Source organism: Methyloversatilis universalis FAM5 (genome assembly GCF_000214035.2).
GTDB classification, from domain to species: domain Bacteria; phylum Pseudomonadota; class Gammaproteobacteria; order Burkholderiales; family Rhodocyclaceae; genus Methyloversatilis; species Methyloversatilis universalis.
In genome coordinates this window covers 294,245-320,129 of the sequence record NZ_AFHG01000059.1, presented here as the reverse complement: position 1 = coordinate 320,129, position 25,885 = coordinate 294,245, and the positions used below count along the sequence as shown (strand labels likewise).

Genomic DNA, 25,885 nt, shown 5'->3' with positions numbered 1-25,885 from the left:
CAACGCCCGCGCGGCGGGGACTTCCGGGGCCGACTGCGCCCCGCAAGAGGGTGGACGGGCGCGTGCTGCGCCCGCTCCGGACGGTGGCCAGACCGGTCCTCATGTCGTTTCCAGCGCACGCTGCACGCGCGCTGCGGTGATGCGTTGTTCGTCGGCGCTGCGCGCCGCTTCCTCCGCCTTGTCGCGCAGCCGCTTGGCGGCCGAGATGCGCACCAGAAAGGGCTGCCGGTCGAGGTACTGATCGAGCAGGCGCTGGGCGTCGTCGTCCCAGGGGCGCGCGTCGGCGCGCGCCAGCCGCGACGGGGTGGCGTCGACCCGGTCCATGTCGCTGCCCAGCGGCAGGATGTGGAACAGCGCATCGAACAGCGCGTTGCACACCTCCTGCACCAGATAGGTGGCGCCGGCGTAGCCCATGAAGGGCGTGCCGGTGTGGCGGCGGATGATGGCGCCGGGAAATGAGGCGGGGATGTAGCTGCCGCGTGCACCGCACTCGGCCATGTACATGCGCTCGTTGTAGCTGCCGAACATGACCAGCGGCGCCTTGTCGCGCACCAGCGCGCGCACCGCGTCGTTGTCGGTCTTGGCGCCGGCCCGGCGCGACACCGCGAAGGCGCAGGGCAGGCCCATGTCCTGTTCGAGGAAGTGGCGGATGCCGCGAGCGTAGGTGTCGTTGGCGACCACGGCGAAGCTGGCGGTGCCGAAGAAATCCTGGGTCACCGAACGCCACAGATCCCACAGCGGCTTGATCGTCGTGTGCTTCTCGCGCTCGATGAAAGGCTCCGGATCGAGACCGGTCAGCTCGCCCAGCGCGCGCAGGAAGCGGGTGGTCGAGTGCAGGCCGATCGGCGCCTGCAGATAGGGCCGCTCCAGCGTTTCGCACAGCAGCCGGCCGTACTCGCGGTACATGCAGACATTGACGTCGGCATCGACCAGTTTCGGCACGTCGGCCAGATGGCTGCCGAGCGGGAAGCTGAGATTCACCTCGCAGCCGATGCCTTCGACCAGGCGCCGGATTTCCGCCAGATCGCTCGGCGTGTTGAAGCAGCCGTAGATCGGCCCGATGATGTTCACCCGCGGCTTCACGCCGTCGGCGCGCGGCTTGCGTTCCGGGATGCGCTTGGCACCGTACTGCGTCCACAGCCAGTTGATGGCGCGGTTGGCGCACTGCCACTGGTCCTCGTCTATCGTGCGCGGCAGGAAGCGCTGGATGTTGGTGCCTTCCGGCGTCACGCCACCGCCTATCATTTCGGCGATCGATCCGGTCACCACCACCGCCGGCTGGTCCGGGTCCAGCACCTGGTGCGCGCGGCGCATGCTGCCTTCGGTGCCTTCGCGGCCGAGCTGTTCCTCGGCCAGGCCGGTCACGACGATAGGCAGTTCGTGCGGCGGCAGGCCGTCGGTGTAGTGCAGCACCGACGTGACCGGCAGGTTCTCGCAGCCGACCGGGCCGTCGATCACCACCTGCAGACCCTTGATCGCGGTGAAGGTGTACACCGCACCCCAGTAGCCGCCCGCGCGGTCGTGGTCGAGGATCAGCATGTCGTCACCTGCTGGAGGGCGGATTGCCGAGTACTCATATCGCCTCCTCGACGCTGCGCGCGCGGGCCAGCTTGGCCATCTTCGCGCGGTAGGCGGCACGGTACTCCGGCCTGTCCTTCGGCACGTCCTGCCACACGCCGCCGGCGTGACCGCTGCCGACGCCGTCGAAGAACTCGCTCATCGTGTCGAAGCGCAACTTGTTGCCGATGGCGCCATTGATCACCTGCGCCAGCGAACCGGCGCCGGCCGGCCCCATCAGCGGTCGCGCCGAAATCAGGTTGGTGAAGTAGAGCGCCGGGATGCGCGCCTCCTTCGCCGCCTGCACCACCGGCGTCGTGCCGATGGCCAGGTCCGGACGGAATTCGCGCATCGCGGCGAGATCCTGTTCGAGCGAGGCGCGGTACTGCACATGCACGCCGCGCGCGCTCAGCCATTCGCGGTCGGCCGCGCTGTGCGGCGTCTGCGGGCAGGCGGTGCCGACATAGCGCAGGTCGGCGCCGCTCTCGACCAGCAGCCGCGCCACCAGCAATTCCGAGCCCTCGTAGCCGGACAGCGTGATGCGGCCCCTGATCGGGTTGGCGGCAAGCGCACCGCGTATCGCCGGCAGAAAGCGGTTCTTCGCGGCGTCGATCTGCGCCTGACCCACGTTGGCCGCACGACCGATGGCCTGCAGCCAGGCTTCGGTGCCGTCGTGACCGATCGGCGCCGAGCCTACGATGGGTCGACCGGCCGCTTCGAACTCGCGGAAGCTGGCGGTGTAGAAAGGATGGATGGCACCGACCACAGCGCAGTCGAGCGCGGCGTACAGCTCGCGCCATTCGCGTGTCGGCACCACCGGGCCGGCGGCCAGTCCCATCGGTTCGAGCAGCGAGCCGATGATGACCGGATCGACCGGGAACATTTCGCCCACCAGCGCCACCGTCGGCCGGTCGGCCACGCCGTTGCGCGGCGCCTGCACCGGCCCCTGCTCCGCCTCCTGGCGGGCATAGCGCAGCATCGCACCGGCCAGCACGTCCTTCGCCTCGGCATGCGTCGGCACGCCGAAGCCCGGCACGTCGATGCCGATGATGCGCACGCCGTCGATCTCTTTCGGCAGCAGCTGCAGCGGCACGCCGCTGGCCGTCGGCACGCACAGATTGATGATGACGATGGCGTCGTACTGCGCCGGGTCGGCCAGCTTGTACACCGCCTCGCGGATGTCCTCGAACAGCTTGCCGGTCACCAGCGTTTCGCTGTTGAAGGGCACGTAGCCGACGCTGCGGCGGGCGCCGTAGAAATGCGAGGTGAAGGTGAGGCCATAGACGCAGCAGGCGGAACCGGACAGCACGGTCGCGGTGCGGCGCATGCGCAGGCCGACGCGCAGCGAACCGAAAGCCGGGCACATGCTCTGCGGCTGGTCGTGCGGGCCCTTCGGATAGTCGGCGGCGTAGCGGTCCAGCGTTTCGCTCTTGCCGGCGGCGCGCGCCGCGCCCTCCAGCTGTTCGCGCCCGGCGTGGCAGCCGATGCCGTCACCGCCGGCCGGCTCCCGCTGCGCCTTCAGCGCGTCGGTGTTGATGACCTGTGTATGCGTTGTGTCGGTCATGGTGGCCACCTCAGACGGTGTCGTACACCACTTCGAGCGACGGCCGGGCGACGTCTTCCCGGCCCAGCATGTCGGCCACCGTGGCCGGCGTCATCACGTAATCGCGACCGGTCACGTCGGCGGCGAACAGGCCGAGCAGGCCGTCCTGGCTCATCGGCTTCGGCCGCACCGGGGGCGCTTCCGCCACGTTGGTGGCCAGTTCCTCGAACAGCGGCGCCCACTGCGAACCGGGGCGGCCGATGATTTCGTAGCTGGCGCTCTTGCGCCGGATGTCGTCGTTGGCCGGGATGGTGGCCAGCACCGGAATGCCGGCTGCATCGGCGAACCTCGCTGCCTCGCCGGTGCCGTCGTCGCGGTTGATCACCACACCCGCCACGCCGACGTTGCCGCCCAGCTTGCGGAAGTACTCGACCGCGCTGCACACGTTGTTGGCAACGTACAGGCTCTGCAGGTCGTTACTGGCGACCACGATCACCTTCTGGCACATGTCGCGGGCGATCGGCAGGCCGAAGCCGCCGCACACCACGTCGCCAAGGAAGTCGAGCAGCACGTAGTCGAAGCCCCAGTCGTGGAAACCGAGCTTCTCCAGCGTTTCGAAGCCGTGAATGATGCCGCGCCCGCCGCAGCCGCGGCCGACCTCGGGGCCACCCAGCTCCATCGCGAACACGCCGTCGCGGATGAAGCAGACGTCGCCGATGCCCACGTCCTCGCCGGCCAGCTTCTTCTTCGAACTGGTTTCGATGATGGTCGGGCAGGCCTTGCCGCCGAACAGCAGCGAGGTGGTGTCGCTCTTCGGGTCGCAGCCGATCAGCAGCACCTTCTTGCCCTGCTGCGCCATCATGTAGCTGAGGTTGGCCAGCGTGAAGCTCTTGCCGATGCCGCCCTTGCCGTAGATGGCGATGATCTGCGTCTGCTTGGTGATTTCGCCGTCCGCGACCGGATCGGGATCGATCGCCGCCTCGGCGCGCAGCACCTTGGTCAGGTCGAACTTGATAGTGCTGACGGCGCCGCCGCCACAGGCTTCGGTCATGACAGCTGTCTCCAGTCGAGGATCATCTTCAGGCAGGCGGGGTCACCGAATGCCGTGCGGTAGGCGAGGTCGGCGCGACTGGCCGCCTCGCGGTGCGTGATCAGGCCATCGAGCGACAGCCGGCCATCGGCCGCCATGTCGCGCACGCTGGCCAGATCGGCGTCCTGCCACTGGGCGGCGACGCGCAGCCGCGCCTCGCGCATGAAGGCCGGTGCGAAATGGAAGGACAGCGCGTCTTCGTAGAAGCCGGCCAGCACGATTTCGCCCTGCGGCGCCAGCCGTGCGATCAGCATGTCGAGCAGGGTGGCATCGCCGCTGACATCGCAGATGCAGCGGTAGTCGCGACGGCTGTCCAGCGCGGCCGGGATGACCGGATAACCGGTGCTGCCGGCGGCACGCATCGGATTCGTTTCCCACACCACCGGCTGTCCGCCGGCTGCCACGGTCAGCCGGGCGACCAGCCGGCCGAGCACGCCGTGACCGACGATGAGGTCGGGCAGCGTGGCGCCGCCCATCACCGCGTGCTGTGCGGTGGCGGCCAGCGCCAGCAGGATTCCGCGTTCGGCCAGGTCTTCGTCGATGGGCAGTGCCCGCGCGGCCGGCACCACCAGCCGCGAGGCGGCACCGCCGAACAGGCCGCGCACCTCGCCGAAACAGCGCGCACCCGGCACGAATACCCGCTCGCCGACACGCAGGCCGGCGTCGCGCCCGGCGGCGCTGACGCGGCCCACCGATTCGTAGCCGGGCACCAGCGGATAGCCCATGCCGGGAAAGGGGGGCATGCGACCGGACCACAGCAGGCGCTCGGTGCCGGTGCTGATGCCGCTCCACTCGACGTCGACGACGACGTCGGCGTCTCCTGCCGGCGCCAGATCCAGCCGCTTCACCACCAGCTGTTCCGGCTGCTGCAGCACTACGGCCATGCTGTCCATCGCGCCTCCCCGTTGAGGACGGTCGGCTGACGGTGTCAGCGCGGCCTGTCGCATAAGTGTCATTCTATGTTTACCATGACTTGTGTCAACATTTAATTACACCGTTCCTTACATCTCTCTTCATCCGGTGTCAGCGGTCGTGGACGCGCCACCATCACGCAGGTCTGCAGCGGGATGCGCGTCGGCAGACGACCGATCTGGCAGAAGCCGGCCGCGCGCAGCATGTCGGTGAGCCGCGCCTCGCTGCGCGGGCGGCCCCGCCCCATCGCCATCAGGTAGAAGCCGAAATAGGCGTCGCCCACCGGCTCCGCACCGGCCACGCCGGACATCGGTTCGGCGATCAGCAGCGTGCCGTCCGGCGGCAGCAGCGCGCGGATGGCGCGCAGCAGCTGCATCACGTCGTCGTCGTCGTGGTCGTGCAGCACGCGCACCACCGACACCAGGTCGGCACCGCGCGGTAAGGCATGGGTCTGGAAAGCACCGCCGAACACCTCGGCGCGGGCCGCCAGACCCGCTTCGGCAAAGCGCAGGCGCGCCTGCGCGGCCACCGCCGGCAGGTCGAACAGCTGCAGTTTCAGGTCCGGCGCGCGACGCGCCGCAGCGCGCAGGAAGCTGCCGTCGCCGCCGCCGACGTCGAGCAGGCAGCGATGCATGGCCACCGGATAGGTGTCGAGCACCTCGTCCGCCACCAGCGGCTGGGACGCCGCCATCAGCGCGGTGTAGTCGGCGGTACGGCCGTCGTCGAGGGCGGCGGCGTCGGCATTGCCGGCATAGGGCCAGTAGCCGGACAGCGCGGTGGCGCCGGACAGCCCGCGCAGCAGCGCCACCGGGTCTTCGAAATCGCGATAGACCCGGCCGTGGTGCTCGACCATGTCGGCGATGCCCGGATTGGCCACCATGGCCGCCCCCAGCATGCCCAGACCGTAGCGCCCGCCGGCCCGGCGCGACGCCAGACGCAGCGCCACCGCCGCGTCGAGCAGCCGCTCGGCGGCGTCGCGGCTGAGCCCGGTGCGCAGCGCCAGCTGCTGCGCGCTGAGCGGGCCGTCGGCCAGCAGCTCGAACAGTTTCAGCCGCACGCAGGCCAGCAGCACCTGGGAATAGACGAAACCGGCGCACAGATCGAACAGCGCACGCGCCTCGCGGCGCGCCTTGTGCCGGGTCAGCGGAAAGGCGGCCGCCCAGCGATGGAAACGCGGGCTGCTGAGCAGGCGCTCCGCCGCCTGGCGGATGCGCTCGATCACCCCTTCGTGCGGCGTCATCGCCGACGGCCGCAGCGTGTCGGGCATCTCCACGACCCGACCCTCAGGTGGCGCAGGCGGCGATGTCCGCCGGCAGGAAGCGCTGCGCCTCCATCGCGATCACCGCACGCAGGCCGTCGGCGCCGGAGCAGGCCGGCACCGCGTCCATCGCGTCGCTGACCAGCTGCCGCAGCCGTTTCACTGCGCCCGGAATGCCCAGTTCGCGCGCCGCACTCGGACGGCCCAGTGCGGCATCGCGGCCGATCGGCTTGCCGATGCGCTCCTGGGTGGAGGCCACGTCGAGAATGTCGTCGGCGACCTGGAAGGCTTCGCCCATGCAGTCGCCGAGCGCACGCCACGGGCCGGGGTCGGCCCCGGCCGCGGCGGCACCGGCCATGGTGGCCGCCGCGAACAGCGCGCCGGTCTTGGCCTGCTGGTACTGGCGCAGGTTCACGTCGGTTTCGCATTCGAGCGCCTGACCGGCGACGATGCCCGACGGCACGCCGACACCGCGGCCGATGATGGACAGCAGCGGCAGCAGCCGGTACGGCGCCTGCGCCGCGCCGCGCGCCATGGTCTGAAAGGCGAGCACGATGAGCGCGTCGCCGGTCAGCACCGCGATGCGCTCGCCGAAGGCACTGTGCACCGACGGCTTGCCGCGGCGCATCGGCGCATCGTCGAAACAGGGAAGATCGTCATGGACCAGCGACGCGCAGTGCAGCAGTTCGATCGCCGCGGCGGCGTGGTCGGCGATCGAAGTGTCGTCCTCGTCGCAGGCGCAGGCCGCCGCCAGGCAGAGCCGCGGCCGGATGCGCGCGCCGCCCGGAAACACCGCGTGGCGGATGGCCGCCGCCAGCAGCGGCGGGCAGCCGGGGCCGTCGGCATGCGACAGCGCGGCCACCAGCGATTGTTCGACCGCCATCCCCAGGGCCTGCTCAATGCGCTTCATTCCATCCATGGCCTGTTCCCCCGCATGTGTCGGTGTGCTGCCCTGTCCGACGAGTTGTCGCGCCTACTGTCAACCTTGATTGTCAGGCACTGGTGTAATGTAATGTAGACATGACAGATCGCAACGTCAATGAAGGTTTACAGGAACCGGCATGAACAGACAGGACGTGGTGGTGATCGGCGCTGGCGTGGCGGGCCTGGTGGCCGCGCTCGAACTGGCGCGCCGCGGTCTGGCGGTGACGCTGACCGAACGCGCGGACACGCCGGGCGGCAAGCTGCGCGAAGTGGCGGTGGCCGGTCAGCGTCTGGACGCCGGCCCGACCGTGTTCACGCTGCGTGAGGTGTTCGAGGACATCTTCGACGCCGCCGGCAGCGACTTCGCCAGCCAGGTCGGCACGCGCAGGGTGGACGTGCTGGCGCGCCACGCCTGGTCGGCCGGACAGCGTCTGGACCTGCACGCCGGCATCGAGCGCAGCGCCGAAGCCATCGGCGACTTCGCCGGCGCCGCCGAGGCGCGGCGCTTCGTCCGCTTCACCCGCGACGCGCAGACCATCTACCGCACGCTGGACGCCTCCTTCATGCGCGCCCAGCGGCCGGGGCCGCTCGAACTGGCACGCCGCGCCGGCCCCGGCATCCTGCGCATCCGCCCCTTCGCGACGATGTGGCGGGCGCTCGGCAGCCATTTCCGCGACCCGCGGCTGCGCCAGCTGTTCGGCCGCTATGCCACCTACTGCGGCTCGTCGCCGTTCGACGCGCCGGCCACGCTGATGCTGGTGGCCCATGTTGAACAGCGCGGCGTCTGGCTGATCGAGGGCGGCATGTACCGGCTGGCCGAAGCACTGGCCGCGCTGTGCGTGCGCCACGGCGTGCAGTTCCGCTACGGCGCGCACGTCAGCGAGATCACGCTGCAGGGTGATCGCGTGTCCGGCGTGCGGCTGGCCTCGGGCGAATGGCTGGCGGCGCGCGCCGTCGTCGCCAACGCCGATGTCGCCGCGCTGCCGGCCGGCCACTTCGGTGACAGCGTGCGCCACGCGGCGACGGCGGTCGAACCGGCCACCCGTTCCCTGTCGGCGGTGACCTGGAATCTGGTGGCGACGACCCAGGGCTTTCCGCTGCTGCGCCACAACGTGTTCTTTTCCGCCGACTACCGCGCGGAATTCGACGACCTGCAGCGCCATCGCAGGCTGCCGCGCGCGCCCACCGTATACGTCTGCGCACAGGATCGCGGCGACACGGCGCCGGCCTCGCCGCTGCCGGCGGAACGGCTGCTGTGCCTGATCAACGCGCCGGCCGACGGCGACCAGCGGCTGGCGCGGCCGGGCGAAATCGAGCGCTGCGCGCATCTCGCCTTCCGCCAGCTCGCGCACTGCGGCCTGAAGGTAGACCGGCGCGCCAGCGCCTGCGTCACCACCACGCCGGAGGATTTCAACCGGCTGTTTCCGGCCACCGGCGGCGCACTGTACGGCGAGGCCTCGCATGGCTGGCGGGCCGCCTTCCGCCGACCCGGCGCGCGCAGCCGCGTGCCCGGCCTCTATCTGGCCGGCGGCAGCGCCCACCCCGGCCCCGGTCTGCCGATGGCCGCGCTGTCCGGCCGGCTGGCCGCCGACTGCGTGCTGCTCGACCGGCAGGCGGCCGCCTCATGAACGCGCGCGACTTCAGCGCGCCGGTGCCGCCCGGTGGCTACCGCTGGTGGTATGTCGACGCCACCAGCGATGACGGTCGCTACGGACTGACGGTGATCGCCTTCATCGGCAGCGTGTTCTCGCCGTATTACGCACTGGCCCGCCGCCGTCGCCCGGGTGCCGCCGACCCGCACGCGCACTGCGCGGTCAATGTCGCGCTCTATGGCGACAAGCGCCGCTGGGCCATGACCGAACGCGGCGCCAGCGCGCTGCAGCGTGACGCGCGGAACCTGCGCATCGGCCCGAGCCGGCTGCACTGGGACGGAGATGCACTCACCATCGAGCTCGACGAGATCGGTGCGCCGCTGCCGCTGCGGGTGCGCGGCAGCGTGCGCCTGCACGCGCCCACGTTCGCACAGGACGCCTTCGCGCTCGACGCCGACCGGCGTCATCTGTGGCTGCCGATCGCGCCCTGCGCCCGGGTCGAGGTCCGGCTCAGCGAACCCGCGCTGCAATGGCACGGCGATGCCTATGCCGACAGCAATGCCGGCAGCCGTGCGCTGGAGCAGGACTTCACCCGCTGGCACTGGTCGCGCAGCAGCCTGCGCGGCGGCGACACCGCGGTGCTGTACGACGTGCAGCGACGCGACGGCACGCCGCATTCGCTGGCGCTGCATTTCGACGCCGACGGCGGCTGCCGCCACTTTGCCGCGCCGGCCGAACGCACGCTGCCCGGCACCCGCTGGGGCATCGCCCGCGCCACGCGCAGCGAAGCCGACACCTCGCCGCAGGTCCGCACGCTGGAGGACACGCCCTTCTACGCCCGCTCGCTGCTGGACACCCGGCTGCTCGGCGAACCGGTGCATGGCGTGCACGAAAGCCTGGATCTCGAACGTTTCAGCAGCGGCTGGGTGCAGATGCTGCTGCCCTTCCGCATGCCGCGGCGCAGCGCATGGGCGACCTGAGAAGCCCGGATCCGCGCCCGGCTCAGCGCTCAGGCTTATCGTCCTGGCGATCGCCCTCGCGTTTCTGCAGGCGGCGCACCGATACCAGCTGGTACACGGCGAACACCAGCACGCCGCCGAATATCAGCACCGCCTCGACGATGACCAGCGTGGTCGGACTCATTGCACGCGCTCCTGTATGGTTGCATCGACTGCCCTGACCCGGCCGTGAACAGGCCTGCCTCCATGCCCGCAACCGAAAGTCTCGACTGGCTGCGCGACGGCGCCGACTGGCCCCATCGCGACGCGAGCCGCTTCGTCGTCGCGGGCGGCGTGCGCTGGCACGTGCAGATCGCCGGTGACGGACCTCCGCTGCTGCTGCTGCACGGCAGCGGCGCCTCGACCCATTCCTGGCGCGACCTGCTGCCGCTGCTGGCCCGCACGCATACCGTGATCGCGCCCGACCTGCCCGGTCACGCCTTCACCTCGACCCCGCCCGCCCACACGCTGTCGCTGCCGGGCATGGCGCACGCGGTCGCCGCGCTGATGGACACGCTGCGGATCGCACCGGCCGCGGTGGCCGGACATTCCGCGGGCGCCGCGATCGCGCTGCGCATGCAGCTTGACGGCCTGCTGCCCGGACGCCATCTGGTCAGCCTCAATGGCGCCCTGCTGCCGCTGCCCGGTCTGGCCGGCCTGCTGTTCCCGCCGGCCGCCCGCCTGCTGTCACTGACACCGTTCGCCGCCGCCCTGTTCGCGCGCAGTGCGGCGCGCAGCGGCGCGGTCGAACGGTTGATCGCCAGCACCGGTTCGCACATCGACGCACGCGGCGTGGCGCTGTACGCGCGGCTGGTGCGCTGTCGCGCCCATGTGACCGGGGTGCTCGGCATGATGGCGAACTGGGACATCGCGCCGCTGGCGCGCGACCTGCCACGGCTGGACGCCGCGCTCACGCTGATCGCGGCGCGCGGCGACCGCACGGTGCCGGCCGAATGTTCGCGCAGGGTGGCGCGCATCGTCCGCGGCGCACGCCTGATCGAGCTCGACGGGCTGGGCCATCTGGCGCACGAGGAGGCGCCGCAGCGGCTGGCCGCGCTGATCGACGAGGCGGTGCGGTAGGCCACCGGCGTCAGCCGCCCTGCGCGCGCGCCCTGTCCTGCCGCTCCAGCCGCTCGAACAGGTCGATCAGCCACTCCAGCCGCTGACGCGGCGTCCGCGACGGCAGGCGATCGAGCCGGCCCCGTAGCGCCTGCGGCAGCGGTGCGGCGGTGACCGCATCGACCAGCATCGACACCTCCTCCAGCTCGTTGTAGCGCGCATGCGCCGGCGGCAGCGTGGCGCTCAGCGAACCGGCCAGCAGCACGGTCTTGCGCCAGGACGACACGACCGAGCGCTGCGACACCGAATCGTGGCCGTTGGCCACCACGCCGCGGCCGATGTCGCGGTAGATGGCGCGCGCCGCGCGGATGCCCGGCCGGCAGGCCGGCGGCAGCTGTTCGATGCCGACCGCGGCACGCGCGTACAGCAGATCGGCGATGCTCAGCAGGCGATCGAGCACCGGCACCAGACGCGCATCGAACACCGGCTGCGCCAGCCAGGCGTCCGGGTCGATGCCGGCCACGCGCAGCCAGCCGCGCGGCAGGTAGAGGCGGCCGCGCCGCGCGTCCTCGCCGATGTCGCGGGCGATGTTGGTGAGCTGCATCGCCAGCCCGAGGTCGCAGGCGCGCGCCGCCTGTTCGCGGTCGCGCACGCCCATCAGCATGGCCATCATGGCGCCCACCGTGGCGGCGACGCGGGCGCAGTATTCATACAGTTCGGCCAGCGTTTCGTACTGCCGGCCGCGCGCATCCCAGGCGAAGCCTTCGATCAGCGCGTGCAGCAGCGCCGGCGGTATCGAGAACTGCACCACCACCCGCGACAGCATGCGGTCGACCGGATCGTCCTGCGGCCGGCCGGCGCAGGCGGCGTCCACCCGCCGGCGCAGCGCGGCCACGGTGGCTTCATCGGCCGCGCTGTCATCGACCAGATCGTCGGCGATGCGGCAGAAGGCGTACAGCGCACAGGCCGGCTCGCGTACCGCACGCGGCAGCAGCAGCGAGGCGGCGAAGAAGGAGCGCGAGCCGTCGCGCAGCAGGCGGCGGCAGGCCGCCATGTCCTGGGCGGCGTCGTGCTCAGACATGACAGGGATCCGGCACCAGCCGGTCGAGCACGCGCGCCGACGACAGCACGCCGGGCAGACCGGCGCCCGGGTGCGTGCCGGCGCCGACCAGATAGAGCCGTTCAAGCTCCTCGCTGCGGTTGTGCGGACGGAACCAGGCGCTCTGGGTCAGCACCGGCTCCAGCCCGAAAGCCGCGCCCTTGAGCGACAGCAGACGGTCGCGGAAATCGATCGGCGTGGTGACGCGCGAGGTGACGATGCGTTCGGCCAGCCCCGGGAGCAGCGTCTCCGACAGACGGTCCGCTATCGCCTGGCGGTAGCGCTCCGCCTCGATCGTCCAGTCGGTGCCGCTGTCCAGGTGGGGCACCGGCGACAGCACGTAGAAGGCGTCGCAGCCGTCCGGCGCCAGCGACGGATCGGTCGCGGTCGGCCGATGCAGGTAGAGGCTGAAATCGTCGGCCAGCAGCTTGCGCTCGAAGATGTCGTGCAGCAGCGCCCGGTAGCGCGGGCCGAGCAGTATCGTGTGGTGCGGCACCGCGTCGTAGCGACCGCGCGTGCCGAAGTACCAGACGAACAGGCTCATCGAATAGCGCGCGTCGTCGAGGCGGCGATCGGTCCAGCGCTTGCGCCGGGTGGTCGGCAGCAGGTGCTTGTAGGTATAGGCGGCGTCGGCGTTCGACACCACGACATCGGCCGCCAGCGTTTCGCCGCTGCGCAGCCGTACGCCGGTGGCGCGGCCATTGTGCGCGGTGATCTCGACCACTTCAGCGTCGCAGCGCACGCGGTTGCCCTGCCCCTCGATCAGACCGACCAGCCCGCTGACCAGACTGCCGGTGCCGCCCATCGCGAAGTGCACGCCCCACTGCCGCTCCAGATGCGCGATCAGTCCGTAGATCGACGTGACGGTGAACGGGTTGCCGCCAACGAACAGCGGATGAAAGCTCAGCACGAAGCGCAGCCGCTCGTCGCGCACATGACTGGACACCAGGCTGTACAGGCTGCGGTAGCTCTGCAGCTTCACCATCGCCGGCAGCACGCGCGCCATGTCTATCCAGCGGTCGAAGGGCACGTGGCCCAGCTGTTCGAAACCGACCCGGAAGGTGGCTTCGCTGGCCTGCATGAAGCGCTCGTAGCCGGCCACGTCGTCCGGGGCCAGCCGCGCCACCTCGCGTCGCATCGCCTCGGAGTCGCCGGAGCAGTCGAAGGTTTCGCCGTCGTCGAAGCGGATGCGGTAGAAGGGCGACAGCGGTCGCAGATCGACGTCGTCGGCCATCCGCCGGCCGCACAGCTGCCACAGTTCCTCGAACAGGAAGGGCGCGGTGACGATGGTCGGGCCGGCGTCGAAGGTGAAGCCGTCCTGCCGGTGCACGTAGGCGCGTCCGCCCGGCGCGTCGAGCCGCTCGAGCACGGTGACGCGGTAGCCGCGCGCACCGAGCCGGACCGCCGCGGCCAGCCCGCCGAAGCCGCTGCCGATCACCACCGCGTGCGGTGCGCTGCGGCCCACGCCGGTCACCGCCGGCGGCAGATCGTTCATCGAAGTCATCGCCGGGTACCGGTCATGTTCATCGGCTCTGGCCGGCGGACGCTGCGCCCGCCTGCTTCACCAGCTGGGAAATGCCCTGTGCATCGGCGGCAGACAGCGGTGCATACAGCGCGCCCATGCCGGCCGCCAGCGACTGCGCGGACGGATGCGGCCGCGGCGAGGTGTCGATGAACAGCGTGCGCAGCGCCGACGCGCGCACCCGCCGTGCCGCCGCCTGCGCGTCCTGCTCGGCCTGGGCGCGACCGCCCTGGCCGTCGCGCGCGACATTGCCGCGGCCGTCGGTCAGCAGCACCAGGGTGGGCGTTTCGCCCTGCCGGCGCAGCGCGTCCGCCAGGCTCCAGCCGGCTTCGATGCCGGCCGCCAGCGGCGTGCCGCCGCCCCCGGGCAGACCGGCCAGGCTGCGCTTGGCGCGCACCAGGGAACGGGTCGGCGGCAGCAGCAGTTCGGCACGGGTGCCGCGGAAGGCGATCACCGCCACCCGGTCGCGCCGCACATAGCAGTCGGCCAGCAGCAGTTCGACTGCGCCCTTGGCTTCGCCCAGCCGGTGCAGCGCCGACGAACCGGAGGCATCGACGACGAATATGGTGGTGGTCTGGGTGCGCTGCCGGTAACGGACGACGCGGAAGTCTTCCGGCCGGACCGCCACCCGCGTCGCGGGCGCGCTCTGGCGCCGGCGCAGCGCCTGCCACGGTGCCGCCGCGCGCAGCGTGTCGATGACGCTGAGCCGCAGCCCGGCGACCGGTCGCCCCTTGCGCACGCCCACCGGTCGGCCGCGCTGACCGCTGCCGCGCAGCGCACCCGACCGCCCGGCGCTGCGCGCCCGCGGCAGGCGACCGCCGGCCAGCCGGATGCGGGCCAGCAGATCGGGGCTGAGCACTGCGCGCACGGCGTCGAGCACGCGGTCCTCGAGCGGCTGTTGCAGGTCGGCCGGCCGCTCGTCCTTCGGCTCGTCGGCCGCGTCTACCGGCGGTGGCGCGGCCTCGGCCGGCGTGCTGTCCGGGGTCCGGTCGGGCGCCGCGGCATCGGGTGTCATCTCGGGCTGCACGTCGGGCTGCACATCGGCCGGCGCCTCGGCGGCGCTCACCGGACACTGCGTCGCACGCGGCGCCAGCACCAGCTGGGCAGCCAGCGTCACGTCCGGCTCGCCCACCTGATCGCGCCCGTCCAGCGCGGCGGCGGCGCGGGCGGTGCGCACCGCGAGCATGAAGGCGCGCAGCGAATCGACGCCGAAGGCCTGTGCCGCGGCGCCGAGCGACTGTATCGCCACGGCCGACACGCTGACCGTCGGCAGCAGCGCCCGCGCGGCGGCGATGTGTCCGGCATCGAAAGGCAGTTGCGGGCAGTCGCCGGCACGCAGACCTTCGAGCTCGACGATGCAGGCGAGGCGGTCGCACAGCGCGGCCGGCAGGTTCTCATCGTCGCCCTGCGCCTCGTCCAGCGCGATGACGCCGAACTCGGCGGCCTCGCGTGTTTCCAGCCCGTCGCGCAGCATGGCCACGACGCCCTCGTCCATCACCGCGGTCAGCCTTGCCGCCGCCGCCGAACTGATGCGCTCGGCCATGGCCAGCAGCACGACGCCGCCGTGCGCCTCGACCAGCAGGCCGCGCTCGGCCACCGGTCGGCCGGCACGCAGCGTGGCCGCGAGATCCAGCCCGCCGAGCAGACGGGCATCCGGTGCGTCGAGCGGAATGCGGCGCAGCGGCGTGCCCGGCGGCAGCAGCGCGCGCAGTTGCGTCAGCCAGGCGTCGCGCGCCGGGCCGGCCTGGGCGCGCAGCCTTACACCGCCGCAGCCGGCCGGATCGAGCGCGCACAGCGCGGCCGGCAGCAGTGCGCGCAGCCAGCGCGCGGTCGTTTCGTGCGTCTGCATCGGCCCCCCGTTCATGCCGGCAGCAGTTCATCGATCGCGCGCGCTACGCGCACGCCGGAGCCGGATTCGTCCAGCGGATCGCGGCGCAGCCGGTGACGCAGCGCCGACGGCGCGATGCGCCGCAGGTGCGCGTCGCCAACCTCGGCGTCGCCGTCGTAGGCCGCCAGCGCCCGCGCCGCGCGCACCAGCGTCAGTTCGCCGCGCAGGCCGTCGGTGCCGAGCTGCATGCACAGCCGGGCCGCCTGTTCGAGCGCCGCGTCCGGCACCCGCACGGCGGGCAGGCGCTCACGCGCACTGACGATGCGCCGCCGCAGCCGGGCGTCGTGTCCGGCCCACTGGGCGCAGAAGCCGGCGCGGTCACGCTCGAAGGCGTCGCGCCGTTTCACCACATCGACGCGGGTGGGCAGGTCGGTCGGCGTGCTCACCTCGACCGACAGGCCGAAGCGGTCCAGCAGCTGCGGCCGCAGTTCGCCCTCTTCCGGGTTGCCGCTGCCGACGAGCACAAAGCGCGCCGGGTGGCGCACGCTGAGGCCTTCACGCTCGACCACGTTCTCGCCGGAGGCGGCCACGTCGATCAGCAGATCGACCAGGTGGTCTTCCAGCAGATTGACCTCATCCACATAGAGGAAACCGCGGTGGGCACGCGCCAGCAGTCCGGGCTCGAAGGCTTTCTCACCGCGGGTGAGCGCGCGTTCGAGATCGAGCGCGCCGACCACGCGGTCCTCGGTGGCGCCCAGCGGCAGATCGACCACCGGCACCGGCACCCGGCGCGCGCGGCGCGACGCCGCAGCCGCAGAACAGATGGGGCAGACCGAGGCGGCCTCATCCGGGTCGCACTGATAGGCACAGCCCTCGACCGCGCGCATCTTGGGCAGCAGCGCGGCCAGCGCGCGCACCGCGGTCGACTTGCCGGTGCCGCGGTCGCCGAACACCAGCACGCCGCCGATGGACGGATCGACCGCCGACAGCAGGATGGCCTGCTTCATTTCGTCCTGACCGACGATGGCCGAAAACGGGAAGGCTTGCGACATGGCGCACCTCGCGCGGAAGTCGGGCGCCATGGAAGATCGATGGCACAGCCGATAGTGTCACTTTATGCTGACACTTCGAATGTGTCTACAGATTGACGATTGAGCGCGCCGCTCAGCTTTCGTCGCGCTGCCAGCGCGGCACCGTCCAGCCGGTGAGCACCGCCGCCAGCCGCAGGCCGGCAATCAGCGCCACCGACACCGCGAGCGACAGCAGCGGCGGAAGCTGCACCGCCTCCATCGCCAGATAGACCCAGGCGCCGGCAAAGGCGCACAGCGCGTACGGGCGGTGGTCGTGGAACACGTACGGCACTTCGTTGCAGATCACGTCGCGCATGACCCCGCCGAACACACCGGTGATGACGCCCATCATGACCGACACGACCGCCGGCATGTCGGCCGCGCTGGCCAGGCTGACGCCGGTGACCGAGAACAGCCCCAGGCCCAGCGCATCCGGCAGCATCATGGCGCGCTCGGTGAAACGCTCGCGCCGGCGGTGCAGCCAGGGCGCCGCCACCACGGCCAGTCCGAACACCAGCCACACATAGCCCGGATGCTCCACCCAGAAGAAGGGACGGCGGTCGAGCAGCACGTCGCGCACGGTGCCGCCGCCGAAGGCGGTGATGAAGGCCACCGCGAAAATGCCCACCACGTCCATGCGCCGGCGGGCAGCCTCGATCAGTCCGGACACGGCAAAGGCGAGCGTGGCGGCGAATTCGATCGCCGCGATGATGAGCTGGAATCTGGGCATGCGGCGATTCTAGGGCGTCCGCCCCGTTCCGCGCCGCGCCGGTTCAGCGTGCGACCGCCTCGAACACGTGCCGGCCGGCGGGCGTCACCACCGGTTCGAGGAAGCGGATGCGCCGGCGGTCGGCCGCGTCCGGCGGCTCGGACCGGCAGGGCGCCAGCGTGAACGGGCGGTAGTGATAGACCGACAGTTCGGCCGATTCGAAATGCACCCGCAGGGAGGACATGCGGCGCGGGTCGATCTCTTCCGGCAGCGCGATCTCGGCCACCAGCGTGTAGGCGATCAGCCGGTCGCGCCAGGCCATATTGACCAGCCGGTCGTGCAGGATTTCGTACTGCAGGTAATGCGGCAGCGCGTAATTGGCCGGATCGGATTCGAGCGGATGAACGTAGCCGGACGGGCAGACATAGGCGCCGAAAGGCCATACGCTGCCGAAGCGGCGCAGCCGGTCGCGGGCCTGGCGGTCGGCTCGGTCGAGCAGCTGCAGCAGCTCGACTTCCGCCAGCATGGATTCGGGATTGAACAGCGGCAGGGCCATGATGCGGAATGGGGCGCTTTCGGCAGCCGGCGCCCGGAATGTGCGACGAGCCAGTCTATTCTGCAGCCGACTGCACAAATGCCTACTGCATCACGGTTCCGGCGTCGCCCGCAGCGGGCGTGGAAATCGCCGTCGCACGCTCTCCGGCCGGCTGCCGGATTAGTGCTTTCGGCTGATTGCTGCCTGTGAAAGCGGCTGCGTATAAGGGCCGCTGCCCCGATTCATCCGCCTTCCCATCGTGTCCGCCACCGCTCCGCTCGCCGCCCAGCTCCGTCTACGCCTCGCCGTCCGCGCGGCGGCCGGTCTGGGCCTGCTCGCTGCGCTGAGCGTCGCCTGCGCGCTGATGTCGGTGCGTACGCTTGCACCGCTGGACACGCTGTCCGCCCTGCCGCACCTGCTGGCGGCCGGCCTGCTGGCTACGGTCGCGCTGCGCACGCTGTACTGGCTGTGGGTGCCGCCGTCCCGCGGCGCCGGCATCCTGCTGCCGGACGCCCGGGTGCCCGGTCTGCGCCGGCGGGTGGACCGGCTGTGCGCCCAGCTCGGCGCACGGAGGATAGATCACATCGTGGTCACGCCGGACATGAACGCCGCGGTGCTCTGCCGCCCGGCTCTCGGGCTGTGCGGCCCGATGCGCACCACGCTGCTGCTCGGCATCCCGCTCGCCCACAGCCTGACCGCCCGCCAGCTGTCGGCGGTGCTTGCGCACGAACTGGCCCACCTGTCGGCCCAGCTCGACCGCGCCGGCGCCTGGTCGGCCCATCTGCGCACCTGGTGGCTGCGCTGCGTGGATCGCATCGACGGCGACCGCAGCATGACGGCGCGCCTGCTGCTGTGGCTGCTGGCGCCGGTGGTGCGACTGGACCTGGAACAGTCGGTGGCGCTGTCACGGCTCGATGAATTCGAGGCCGACGCGGTCGCCTCGCGCGCGGTCGGCTCACCGGCACTGGCCGGCGCGCTGATCGAACTGGCGATGAAGGATCGTTTCCTGCACGACGATTACTGGGTGCGGGTGATGGACCAGGCGGAGGACCGGCGCCGGCCGCGGATGCGCCCCTTCCGGGAAATGGGGCTGGGCGTGCAGGTCGGCTTCGTGCGCCGCGAGGCGCTGGCCGGGCTGGATCACCTGTTGCGCTCCGACGGCGGCAGTCTGGACACCCATCCCTCGCTGCCCGAAAGGCTGGACGCGCTGCGCATCGGCCGGCTCGGCGGACTGCCGGTCGCGGCCGAAGGTCCGAGCGCGGCCGAACACTATTTCGCCGGCCTGCTGCCGACGCTGTCCCTGGCTTTCGACCGCATGTGGTGGCAGGCCTCGGCCGACGACTGGCGTCAGCGCTACCGGCAGGCGCGCGGCCACAGACGGCTGCAGCGCCGCACGCTGCTGTAACGGTCGGCACGACCGCACAGTGCCCGAGCGGTACAGCCGCGGTCCGTTGTGCAGCGCAAGAGCGCGCGTACACTGCGGAGCCGACTTCAGTCCGCCCCGCCCACCGCATGTCCGCCTCCCCTTCCCGGACGCCCGGCTATCTGGCCGCCGCCGGCACGGTCGCCCTCTGGACCGGCTTCATCCTGCTGTCCCGGCTGGCCGGCCGCAGCCCGCTGACCGCCTGGGACACGCTGGCGCTGCGCCTGGGCACCGCCGCGCTGCTGCTGCTCCCCTTTTCCGGCGACCTGATCCGCACCGCCTGGCGTGACCGCCGGCTCTGGATACTGGCGCTGCTCGGCGGGCTCATCTACGGCGTATTCGTGTTCGCCGCCTTCAAGTACGCACCCGCCGCCCACGCCGCCATCCTGCTGCCCGGCATGCAGCCCTTTCTGGTCGCACTGGCCGCGGCAGTCATCCTGGGCTCGCGACCGGACGGCCGGCGCATGCTCGCGCTGTGCTTCATCGCGCTCGGCATCGTGTTCGCCGGGGTGCACGAGTTTCATGCCCATGGCGGCCCCAGTCCGGACACGCTGACCGGCGATCTGCTGCTGCTCGGTGGCTCGCTGGCCTGGGCGGTGTACAGCGTGCTGGCCCGCAAATGGCAGCAGGCGGGGCAGCGTGACGCGCAGTCACCGGTGACCTACGACGCGTGGACGCTCACCCGCTTCGTCGCGCTCGCCTCGACCGCGCTCTATCTGCCGGTCTATCTGCTGTGGCTGCCCAAGGCGCTGGACCAGGTACCGCCGGTCATGCTCGCGGTACACGGCCTCTACCAGGGCGCCGGGGTCACCATCGTGGCCATGATGTTCTTCCTGAAGGCGGTGCAGGTGCTGGGGGCGGAGCGCACCGGCGCGCTGGTGGCGCTGGTGCCGGTGCTGGCCGGCGTCGCCGCCGCGCCGCTGCTGGGCGAAGCGCTGTCGCCCTGGCTGGTGGCCGGTCTTTTCTGCGTGTCCGGCGGCGCCTTCATGGCGGCCGGCCGCGCGACACCGCGATCGCAATGATCGGGTGCATTGATCGCACAGGCGCGCTTCATTCCGGTGCGTGACGGGCGGATAAACCCCTGCTTTGAAAAGGGTTTTTCCGGCTGTTCCGGATGGGCTGCCGGCGCCGGCAGCAGCCTGTGCGCTGCTTGATCGCATCTTGATCGCATCACCCTGACCGGGGTGTGGCACGCGGTATGCGAAAGGAAAGACGAGTGCGGGGGCATCGACCCCGGCACCGTCTTCCTGAACGCATCACCCACCGGAGATTGCCATGCCCAAAGTCACCCGCCCCGCGAACGAGAAAGGCGAATTCCTCGTCGATTACGAAGAGAAGGTGTTCGAGGACGTGAAGGCCGAGCCGGGCGAAAAGGCCCTGGTCACCTTCCACACCGTCGCCTTCGAAGGCTCGATCGGCTTCGTCAATCTGCTGCAGGCCACCCGCCTCAAGCGCAAGGGCTTCGACACCTCGGTGCTGCTGTACGGCCCGGGCGTCACGCTGGGCGTGAAGCGCGGCTTCCCGACGCTGGGTGACGAAGCCTTCCCGGGTCACCAGAACTTCAACAAGCAGATCGAGAAGTTCATCGAGGAAGGCGGCAAGGTCTACGCCTGCCGCTTCGCACTGCAGGCGCTGTACGGCCACGGCGAAGGCGCGCTGATCGAGGGCATCCGGCCGATCAATCCGCTCGACGTGCTGGATCTGATCCTGCTGCACCGCAAGTCCAACGCCTTCATCCTCGATACCTGGACGCTCTGAGATGACGGCCCCCACGCTCACTCCGTTCGCTGCCCCCCGTGGGGGCTGCGCTCGCCCTTGGGGCGGCCCTGCGGGCGGCGCGGGCTACCCGTTCGCCGGCAACCGGGCGCCTGGGCTGATGAACGGGCCCCCTTGCGCCCCGGCGAACATCCTGATGGAGCACCGGTCATGAGCGCGCCGCGCATCGTGCGCGCCGCGGCCATCCAGATCGCGCCCGATCTCGAATCCGCCGACGGCACGCTGGCCCGCGTGCTGGCGGCGATCGACGAGGCGGCGGACCGCGGCGCGCAGCTCGCGGTGTTCCCGGAAACCTTCGTGCCCTACTACCCCTACTTCTCCTTCGTGCAGCCGGCGGTGCGCATGGGCGCCGACCACCTGAAGCTGTACGAACGGGCGGTGACGGTGCCGGGCCCGGTCACGCAGGCGGTGGCCGAGCGCGCGAAGGCGCGCGGCATGGTCGTGGTGCTGGGCGTGAACGAGCGCGACCACGGCAGCCTGTACAACACCCAGCTGGTGTTCGACGCCGACGGCCGGCTCACGCTGAAGCGCCGCAAGATCACGCCGACCTATCACGAGCGCATGGTGTGGGGTCAGGGCGACGCCGCCGGGCTGAAGGTGGTCGATACCGCCATCGGCCGGCTCGGCGCGCTCGCCTGCTGGGAGCACTACAACCCGCTGGCGCGCTATGCGCTGATGACCCAGCACGAAGAGATCCACTGCGCCCAGTTTCCGGGCTCGATGGTCGGTCAGATCTTCGCCGATCAGATGGACGTGACCATCCGCCACCACGCGCTGGAATCCGGCTGTTTCGTCGTCAATGCCACCGGCTGGCTCAGCGACGAACAGATCCAGTCCATCACGCCCGACGCGACGCTGCAGCGCGCGCTGCGCGGCGGCTGCCACACCGCCATCGTGTCGCCGGAAGGCGTGCATCTGGCGCCGCCGCTGACCGAGGGCGAAGGCATGGTAGTGGCCGATCTCGACATGGCGCTGGTGACCAAGCGCAAACGCATGATGGATTCGGTCGGCCACTACGCGCGTCCGGAACTGCTGAGCCTGGCCATCAACGACCGGCCGGCCACGACGACCGTCGCCCTGCATGACACCTCACCCCGGAGCACTGCCGATGAGCACGATCACGCCCCCCGACGCCTCCAGCCGGCAACTGATGACGGAGCTGCAGTCGTACGGCTTGCGACTGGCTGACCCGAAGGCCGGTGCGCCCAGCCGGCGCGGCGGCGCCGGCCCGTCCGACCACAAGGCGGTCACGGTCGATGGCGTCACCATCATGGTGCCGGTGCATACCGGCAGCGCCTTCGAATCGCCGTTCAGCGCCGACGCGCCGGACGCCGACGGCCGCGTGCAGATCCGCCGCGGCCATATTCCGATCGCGCTGGCGAGCTTTCCGAAGCAGCCGCGCTTCTACGCGCTGCAGACCCTGGACGGCGTGCCGTACTCGCACATCGCGACGCTGCACGGCGCCGACGTGCTGGCGACCACGGTGCTGCAGACCTGCATCCGCTATGAAAGCCGGCGCAAGGCCTGCAAGTTCTGTTCGATCGGCCAGTCGCTAGCGGCCGGCCGCACCATCGCACACAAGACGCCGGAACAGCTGGCCGAGGTGGCACGCGCCGCAGTGCTGCTCGACGGCGTCAGGCACATGGTCATGACCACCGGCACGCCGGCCACGCCCGACCGCGGCGCGCAGGTGCTGTGCGATTCGGCGTTCGCGGTGCGCGCTGCGGTCGACCTGCCGATACAGGGCCAGTGCGAGCCGCCGGACGATGACCGCTGGTTCGCGCGCATGAAGGCGGCCGGCATCGACACCCTGGGCATGCACCTCGAAGTGGTGACGCCGGCGCTGCGCGAACAGATCATGCCGGGCAAGGCCACCGTACCGCTCGCCCGCTACATGGAGGCGTTCGCCGCGGCGGTCGAGGTGTTCGGCCGCGGTCAGGTGAGCAGCTACATCCTGGCCGGGCTGGGCGACACGAAGGACGCCATTCTCGACATGAGCGCGCAACTCATCGCGCTCGGCGTCTATCCCTTCGTCGTGCCCTTCGTGCCGATCAGCGGCACGCCGCTGGAAGACCATCCGGCGCCGTCGCCCGAATTCATGCGCTCGATACTGGCGCCGCTCGGCGAAATGGTGTCTGCCGCCGGCCTGCGTTCGGCCGACATCAAGGCCGGTTGCGGCAAGTGCGGCGCCTGCTCGTCGCTGTCCTCGTTCGAACGCGCGGAGGCGGCCCATGCTGTCGGCTGACGCGAAGGACCTGTGCGAACTGGCACCGCGCTTCGCGCCCTGCGAGTTCCGCATCAAGTGGGCGCACGGTGACTGGGAGCACGACCAGGCGATGCGGCTGCGCCGCGCGGTGTTCTGCGTCGAACAGGGCGTGTTCCCGGGCGACGACCGCGATGCCATCGACGAGCACGCGCAGACCATCGTCGCGCTCGCCTGCGTCGGCGGCATGCCGGACCAGGTGGTCGGTACCGTGCGCATCCACGAAGACCGCGCGAGCGATCCCGGCCTGTGGTGGGGCTCGCGTCTCGCGGTGCACCCGGCCTTCCGCAGCCAGGGGCGGCTCGGCGCGACGCTGATCCGCCTCGCGGTCACCAGCGCGCACGCGCGCGGCTGCCACACCTTCCTCGCCCACGTGCAGGCGCAGAACCTGCCGCTGTTCCGCCGCCTGCACTGGACGCCGCTGCAGGCGGAAACGCTGCACGGCCGGCCGCACTGGCTGATGCAGGCCCAGCTCGACCACTACCCGCCGTGCTACGACGTCTACACCGGCTTCGTGACGCGGGCGCAAGGGGCCACCGCATGACGCAGTCCGCCATGACGCTGGTGGAGCTGGCCGACGCACTGCGCGGCAGCCCGGGCTTCGCGCACAAGCGCGACATCGCCGACGTGATGGCCCGGCTCGGCGCCGCCCTGCCCGGCGGCACCGCTGCGATGACGCAGGCGGTGGCGGTGGGCGACGACTGCGCGGCGATACCGGACCCCGCTGGCGACGGCTGGCTGCTGTTCGCGATCGAAGGGCTGGTCGAGGAATTCGTCGCCCGCATGCCCTGGTTCGCCGGCTACTGCGGCGTCATGGTGAATGTGAGCGACATCTGCGCGATGGGCGGCCGGCCGATCGCGGTGGTCGATGCGCTGTGGAGCGACGGTGCCGACAGTTCCGAGCCGGTGCTCGACGGCCTTGCCGCGGCGTCGGCGCGCTACGGCGTGCCCATCGTCGGCGGCCACAGCAACCACCGCGCCGCGCGTGGCCAGCTGGCGGTGGCGGTGCTGGGCCGCGCGCGCAAGCTCATCACCAGCTTCGACGCGCAGCCGGACGACGATCTCATCCTCGCGGTCGATCTGCGCGGCGCCTTCGAGGAGCCGTATCCGTACTGGAATGCGTCCACCCGCGCGCCGGCCGAGCGGCTGCGCGGCGACATCGAAATCCTGCCGCGCCTGGCCGAAGACGGCCTGTGCGACGCCGGCAAGGACGTGAGCATGGCAGGCGCCATCGGCAGTGCGCTGATGCTGCTCGAATGCTCGGGTGTGGGCGCGCAGATCGACCTCGACACCGTGCCGCGCCCGGAGGGCGTGCCGCTGCTGCGCTGGCTGCTCTCCTTCCCCAGCTTCGGCTATGTGCTGTCGGTGCGCCCGCAGCAGCGGCTGCGCGTGCTCGAACGCTTCGCCGCGCGCGGTATCGCGGCCGCGCGCATCGGCCGCGTCACCGCATCACCGGAAGTGTGGCTGGAACGCAGCGGCGAACGCGTGCGACTGTGGGACGTCGCCCGTCAGCCCTTCATCCGCGCACCGCAGGAATCCGTCCATGGCTGACCGTCTGCGCATCGGCCTGCTCACCCACTCGGTCAATCCGCGCGGTGGCGTGGTGCACACGGTGGAACTGGCGCAGGCGCTGCACGCGCTGGGGCACGACGTGACCGTGTTCGCGCCGGCCGGCCCGGGCCAGACCCTGTTCCGGCCGCTGGCCTGTCATTTCGAGCCGGTGCCGGTGAGCGGCGACACCGACGGCGTGGCTGGCATGGCGGCGCAGCGCATCGACGCCTTCGTGCGCCATCTGGCGCCACGCGTCGCGGAAAACCCCTTCGATCTGCTGCACGCGCAGGACGGCCTCGGCGCGAACGCGCTGGCCACGCTGGAAGAGCGCGGCCTGATCGCCGGCTTCGTGCGCACCGTGCATCACCTCGATCCCTACACCGACGAACGCCTCGCCGCCTGGCAGCTGCGCGGCGTGCTGCGCGCACGGGCAGTGCTGTGCGTGAGCGACCTGTGGCAGCGCATCCTGCGCGACGAATACGGTGTGGCCGCCGGCCGCGTGAACAACGGCGTCGATCTCGAACGCTGGACCGCACGACCGGACGCACGCGACGCCACGCTGGCCGCTCGCCTCGGCATTCCGCCCGGGCCGCTGCTGCTGGCGGTGGGCGGCATCGAGGAACGCAAGAACACGGTGCGCGTGCTGCAGGCCTTCGCCGCACTGCGGTCCGCACTGCCGCAGGCACGGCTCGTGATCGCCGGCGGCGCCAGCCTGCTGAACCACGACCGCTACCGCCAGACCTTCGACCGCGCGCTGCAGGCAAGCGGCCTGCACGCCGGCGAGGACGTGATCGTCACCGGCCGCGTGGACGACGCCGACATGCCGTCGCTGTTCCGTCTCGCCGACGCACTGGTGATGGCGTCGACCCGCGAAGGCTTCGGCCTGGTGGTGCTGGAGGCGCTGGCCTGCGGTACGCCGGTGGTCGCCTCGCGCATCGCCCCCTTCACCGAATACCTGGACGACGACAGCGCGAGCTGGGCCGACCCGCTCGACATCGCGTCGATCGCGCAGGCCATGGAGCACGCGCTCGATCCGTCCCGCGCCGCGCTGCTGCGCACGCCGCCAGCGGTGTGCCACCGCTACGGCTGGGCGGCCAGCGCCGCCCGCCACCTCGAGCTTTACCGCGCCTCCGGCCTGCTGCCGGCGCGCCAACCCGAAACCGTCTGAGGAACGCA

The 25,885-nt window shown here is 71.2% G+C and carries 24 protein-coding genes; 11 read left to right on the top strand and 13 right to left on the bottom strand.

Annotated features, from left to right (window positions below; translation table 11 throughout):
- Nucleotides 1-99 precede the first annotated feature (99 nt).
- The 6 genes from bchZ to METUNV1_RS19315 form a co-directional block, all read right to left on the bottom strand.
- A complete protein-coding gene (bchZ, locus tag METUNV1_RS19340; protein ID WP_008064758.1) occupies nucleotides 100-1,539 on the bottom strand; it encodes a chlorophyllide a reductase subunit Z in 1,440 nt (479 codons plus the stop codon).
- Nucleotides 1,540-1,573: 34 nt separating this feature from the next.
- Nucleotides 1,574-3,121, bottom strand: a complete 1,548-nt coding sequence (gene bchY / locus METUNV1_RS19335) for a chlorophyllide a reductase subunit Y (RefSeq protein WP_043360456.1) — start codon at nucleotides 3,119-3,121, stop codon at nucleotides 1,574-1,576.
- Between the two features lie 10 nt (nucleotides 3,122-3,131).
- A complete protein-coding gene (locus tag METUNV1_RS19330) occupies nucleotides 3,132-4,151 on the bottom strand; it encodes a chlorophyllide a reductase iron protein subunit X (protein ID WP_008064756.1) in 1,020 nt (339 codons plus the stop codon).
- Nucleotides 4,148-5,083 (bottom strand): chlorophyll synthesis pathway protein BchC, encoded by a 936-nt coding sequence (bchC, locus tag METUNV1_RS19325; protein ID WP_008064755.1) that lies wholly within the window; start codon nucleotides 5,081-5,083, stop codon nucleotides 4,148-4,150. The genes METUNV1_RS19330 and bchC overlap by 4 nt, the downstream gene beginning before the upstream one ends.
- A 92-nt stretch (nucleotides 5,084-5,175) precedes the next feature.
- Nucleotides 5,176-6,369 carry a methyltransferase gene (locus METUNV1_RS19320; protein WP_008064754.1) on the bottom strand — a complete coding sequence of 398 codons (1,194 nt, stop codon included), beginning with the start codon at nucleotides 6,367-6,369 and terminating at the stop codon, nucleotides 5,176-5,178.
- Between the two features lie 16 nt (nucleotides 6,370-6,385).
- The gene (locus METUNV1_RS19315) at nucleotides 6,386-7,270 is read right to left on the bottom strand and encodes a polyprenyl synthetase family protein (RefSeq protein ID WP_008064753.1); all 885 of its coding nucleotides are present in this window, start codon (nucleotides 7,268-7,270) and stop codon (nucleotides 6,386-6,388) included.
- A gap of 151 nt (nucleotides 7,271-7,421) precedes the next feature.
- Here METUNV1_RS19315 and crtD point away from each other — a divergent pair, with 151 nt between their 5' ends.
- Complete coding sequence (gene crtD, locus METUNV1_RS19310) at nucleotides 7,422-8,912, top strand: 1-hydroxycarotenoid 3,4-desaturase CrtD (RefSeq protein WP_008064752.1); 1,491 nt, start codon at nucleotides 7,422-7,424, stop codon at nucleotides 8,910-8,912.
- On the top strand, nucleotides 8,909-9,856 hold the full coding sequence (locus METUNV1_RS19305; protein WP_008064750.1) for a carotenoid 1,2-hydratase: 948 nt from the start codon (nucleotides 8,909-8,911) through the stop codon (nucleotides 9,854-9,856). The genes crtD and METUNV1_RS19305 overlap by 4 nt, the downstream gene beginning before the upstream one ends.
- Nucleotides 9,857-9,878: 22 nt before the next feature.
- On the opposite strand, the gene METUNV1_RS19300 is transcribed toward METUNV1_RS19305, so the two are convergent.
- A complete protein-coding gene (locus tag METUNV1_RS19300) occupies nucleotides 9,879-10,019 on the bottom strand; it encodes a hypothetical protein (protein ID WP_008064748.1) in 141 nt (46 codons plus the stop codon).
- Nucleotides 10,020-10,081: 62 nt separating this feature from the next.
- Between METUNV1_RS19300 and bchO the strand changes: the two genes are divergently transcribed.
- Complete coding sequence (gene bchO / locus METUNV1_RS19295) at nucleotides 10,082-10,954, top strand: alpha/beta fold hydrolase BchO (protein ID WP_008064746.1); 873 nt, start codon at nucleotides 10,082-10,084, stop codon at nucleotides 10,952-10,954.
- A gap of 10 nt (nucleotides 10,955-10,964) precedes the next feature.
- Here the strand turns inward: bchO and METUNV1_RS19290 are convergent, their stop codons facing one another.
- The 6 genes from METUNV1_RS19290 to METUNV1_RS19265 all read right to left on the bottom strand — a co-directional run bounded on the left by METUNV1_RS19290 (nucleotide 10,965) and on the right by METUNV1_RS19265 (nucleotide 17,717).
- Entirely contained in the window at nucleotides 10,965-12,014 is a 1,050-nt protein-coding gene (locus tag METUNV1_RS19290) for a phytoene/squalene synthase family protein (RefSeq protein ID WP_008064744.1), read from the bottom strand.
- Nucleotides 12,007-13,527 carry a phytoene desaturase gene (locus METUNV1_RS19285; RefSeq protein ID WP_008064743.1) on the bottom strand — a complete coding sequence of 507 codons (1,521 nt, stop codon included), beginning with the start codon at nucleotides 13,525-13,527 and terminating at the stop codon, nucleotides 12,007-12,009. Before METUNV1_RS19285 ends, METUNV1_RS19290 begins: the two co-directional genes overlap by 8 nt.
- A gap of 28 nt (nucleotides 13,528-13,555) precedes the next feature.
- Nucleotides 13,556-15,403 carry a magnesium chelatase subunit D gene (locus METUNV1_RS19280; RefSeq protein WP_043360357.1) on the bottom strand — a complete coding sequence of 616 codons (1,848 nt, stop codon included), beginning with the start codon at nucleotides 15,401-15,403 and terminating at the stop codon, nucleotides 13,556-13,558.
- An 11-nt stretch (nucleotides 15,404-15,414) separates the two neighbouring features.
- Nucleotides 15,415-16,434, bottom strand: a complete 1,020-nt coding sequence (gene bchI / locus METUNV1_RS19275) for a magnesium chelatase ATPase subunit I (protein WP_008064739.1) — start codon at nucleotides 16,432-16,434, stop codon at nucleotides 15,415-15,417.
- Between the two features lie 112 nt (nucleotides 16,435-16,546).
- Complete coding sequence (locus METUNV1_RS19270; RefSeq protein ID WP_008064736.1) at nucleotides 16,547-17,182, bottom strand: trimeric intracellular cation channel family protein; 636 nt, start codon at nucleotides 17,180-17,182, stop codon at nucleotides 16,547-16,549.
- A 43-nt stretch (nucleotides 17,183-17,225) separates the two neighbouring features.
- Nucleotides 17,226-17,717 (bottom strand): hypothetical protein, encoded by a 492-nt coding sequence (locus tag METUNV1_RS19265; protein WP_008064729.1) that lies wholly within the window; start codon nucleotides 17,715-17,717, stop codon nucleotides 17,226-17,228.
- Nucleotides 17,718-17,955: 238 nt separating this feature from the next.
- Between METUNV1_RS19265 and METUNV1_RS19260 the strand changes: the two genes are divergently transcribed.
- The 8 genes from METUNV1_RS19260 to METUNV1_RS19225 all read left to right on the top strand — a co-directional run bounded on the left by METUNV1_RS19260 (nucleotide 17,956) and on the right by METUNV1_RS19225 (nucleotide 25,877).
- Nucleotides 17,956-19,101: a M48 family metallopeptidase gene (locus tag METUNV1_RS19260; RefSeq protein ID WP_008064728.1), complete on the top strand. Its 1,146-nt coding sequence runs from the start codon at nucleotides 17,956-17,958 to the stop codon at nucleotides 19,099-19,101.
- A gap of 107 nt (nucleotides 19,102-19,208) precedes the next feature.
- Nucleotides 19,209-20,141 (top strand): DMT family transporter, encoded by a 933-nt coding sequence (locus METUNV1_RS19255; protein WP_008064727.1) that lies wholly within the window; start codon nucleotides 19,209-19,211, stop codon nucleotides 20,139-20,141.
- Nucleotides 20,142-20,394: 253 nt separating this feature from the next.
- Complete coding sequence (locus METUNV1_RS19250) at nucleotides 20,395-20,877, top strand: MSMEG_0572/Sll0783 family nitrogen starvation response protein (RefSeq protein ID WP_008064726.1); 483 nt, start codon at nucleotides 20,395-20,397, stop codon at nucleotides 20,875-20,877.
- A gap of 168 nt (nucleotides 20,878-21,045) precedes the next feature.
- Complete coding sequence (locus METUNV1_RS19245) at nucleotides 21,046-22,083, top strand: Nit6803 family nitrilase (RefSeq protein WP_008064724.1); 1,038 nt, start codon at nucleotides 21,046-21,048, stop codon at nucleotides 22,081-22,083.
- Entirely contained in the window at nucleotides 22,004-23,140 is a 1,137-nt protein-coding gene (locus tag METUNV1_RS19240; protein ID WP_232416290.1) for an MSMEG_0568 family radical SAM protein, read from the top strand. Before METUNV1_RS19245 ends, METUNV1_RS19240 begins: the two co-directional genes overlap by 80 nt.
- Entirely contained in the window at nucleotides 23,127-23,702 is a 576-nt protein-coding gene (locus METUNV1_RS19235) for an MSMEG_0567/Sll0786 family nitrogen starvation N-acetyltransferase (protein ID WP_008064722.1), read from the top strand. Before METUNV1_RS19240 ends, METUNV1_RS19235 begins: the two co-directional genes overlap by 14 nt.
- On the top strand, nucleotides 23,699-24,709 hold the full coding sequence (locus METUNV1_RS19230) for a sll0787 family AIR synthase-like protein (RefSeq protein WP_008064720.1): 1,011 nt from the start codon (nucleotides 23,699-23,701) through the stop codon (nucleotides 24,707-24,709). The genes METUNV1_RS19235 and METUNV1_RS19230 overlap by 4 nt, the downstream gene beginning before the upstream one ends.
- Complete coding sequence (locus tag METUNV1_RS19225) at nucleotides 24,702-25,877, top strand: MSMEG_0565 family glycosyltransferase (RefSeq protein ID WP_008064718.1); 1,176 nt, start codon at nucleotides 24,702-24,704, stop codon at nucleotides 25,875-25,877. The genes METUNV1_RS19230 and METUNV1_RS19225 overlap by 8 nt, the downstream gene beginning before the upstream one ends.
- Nucleotides 25,878-25,885: the final 8 nt, after the last annotated feature.

Coding starts and splice junctions, on each gene's coding strand:
- bchZ (WP_008064758.1), bottom strand. CDS start 1,539: ATGCTGATCCTCGACCACGACCGCGCGGGCGGCTACTGGGGTGCGGTG.
- bchY (WP_043360456.1), bottom strand. CDS start 3,121: ATGACCGACACAACGCATACACAGGTCATCAACACCGACGCGCTGAAG.
- METUNV1_RS19330 (WP_008064756.1), bottom strand. CDS start 4,151: ATGACCGAAGCCTGTGGCGGCGGCGCCGTCAGCACTATCAAGTTCGAC.
- bchC (WP_008064755.1), bottom strand. CDS start 5,083: ATGGACAGCATGGCCGTAGTGCTGCAGCAGCCGGAACAGCTGGTGGTG.
- METUNV1_RS19320 (WP_008064754.1), bottom strand. CDS start 6,369: ATGCCCGACACGCTGCGGCCGTCGGCGATGACGCCGCACGAAGGGGTG.
- METUNV1_RS19315 (WP_008064753.1), bottom strand. CDS start 7,270: ATGAAGCGCATTGAGCAGGCCCTGGGGATGGCGGTCGAACAATCGCTG.
- crtD (WP_008064752.1), top strand. CDS start 7,422: ATGAACAGACAGGACGTGGTGGTGATCGGCGCTGGCGTGGCGGGCCTG.
- METUNV1_RS19305 (WP_008064750.1), top strand. CDS start 8,909: ATGAACGCGCGCGACTTCAGCGCGCCGGTGCCGCCCGGTGGCTACCGC.
- METUNV1_RS19300 (WP_008064748.1), bottom strand. CDS start 10,019: ATGAGTCCGACCACGCTGGTCATCGTCGAGGCGGTGCTGATATTCGGC.
- bchO (WP_008064746.1), top strand. CDS start 10,082: ATGCCCGCAACCGAAAGTCTCGACTGGCTGCGCGACGGCGCCGACTGG.
- METUNV1_RS19290 (WP_008064744.1), bottom strand. CDS start 12,014: ATGTCTGAGCACGACGCCGCCCAGGACATGGCGGCCTGCCGCCGCCTG.
- METUNV1_RS19285 (WP_008064743.1), bottom strand. CDS start 13,527: ATGAACGATCTGCCGCCGGCGGTGACCGGCGTGGGCCGCAGCGCACCG.
- METUNV1_RS19280 (WP_043360357.1), bottom strand. CDS start 15,403: ATGCAGACGCACGAAACGACCGCGCGCTGGCTGCGCGCACTGCTGCCG.
- bchI (WP_008064739.1), bottom strand. CDS start 16,434: ATGTCGCAAGCCTTCCCGTTTTCGGCCATCGTCGGTCAGGACGAAATG.
- METUNV1_RS19270 (WP_008064736.1), bottom strand. CDS start 17,182: ATGCCCAGATTCCAGCTCATCATCGCGGCGATCGAATTCGCCGCCACG.
- METUNV1_RS19265 (WP_008064729.1), bottom strand. CDS start 17,717: ATGGCCCTGCCGCTGTTCAATCCCGAATCCATGCTGGCGGAAGTCGAG.
- METUNV1_RS19255 (WP_008064727.1), top strand. CDS start 19,209: ATGTCCGCCTCCCCTTCCCGGACGCCCGGCTATCTGGCCGCCGCCGGC.
- METUNV1_RS19250 (WP_008064726.1), top strand. CDS start 20,395: ATGCCCAAAGTCACCCGCCCCGCGAACGAGAAAGGCGAATTCCTCGTC.
- METUNV1_RS19245 (WP_008064724.1), top strand. CDS start 21,046: ATGAGCGCGCCGCGCATCGTGCGCGCCGCGGCCATCCAGATCGCGCCC.
- METUNV1_RS19240 (WP_232416290.1), top strand. CDS start 22,004: ATGAGCACGATCACGCCCCCCGACGCCTCCAGCCGGCAACTGATGACG.
- METUNV1_RS19235 (WP_008064722.1), top strand. CDS start 23,127: ATGCTGTCGGCTGACGCGAAGGACCTGTGCGAACTGGCACCGCGCTTC.
- METUNV1_RS19230 (WP_008064720.1), top strand. CDS start 23,699: ATGACGCAGTCCGCCATGACGCTGGTGGAGCTGGCCGACGCACTGCGC.
- METUNV1_RS19225 (WP_008064718.1), top strand. CDS start 24,702: ATGGCTGACCGTCTGCGCATCGGCCTGCTCACCCACTCGGTCAATCCG.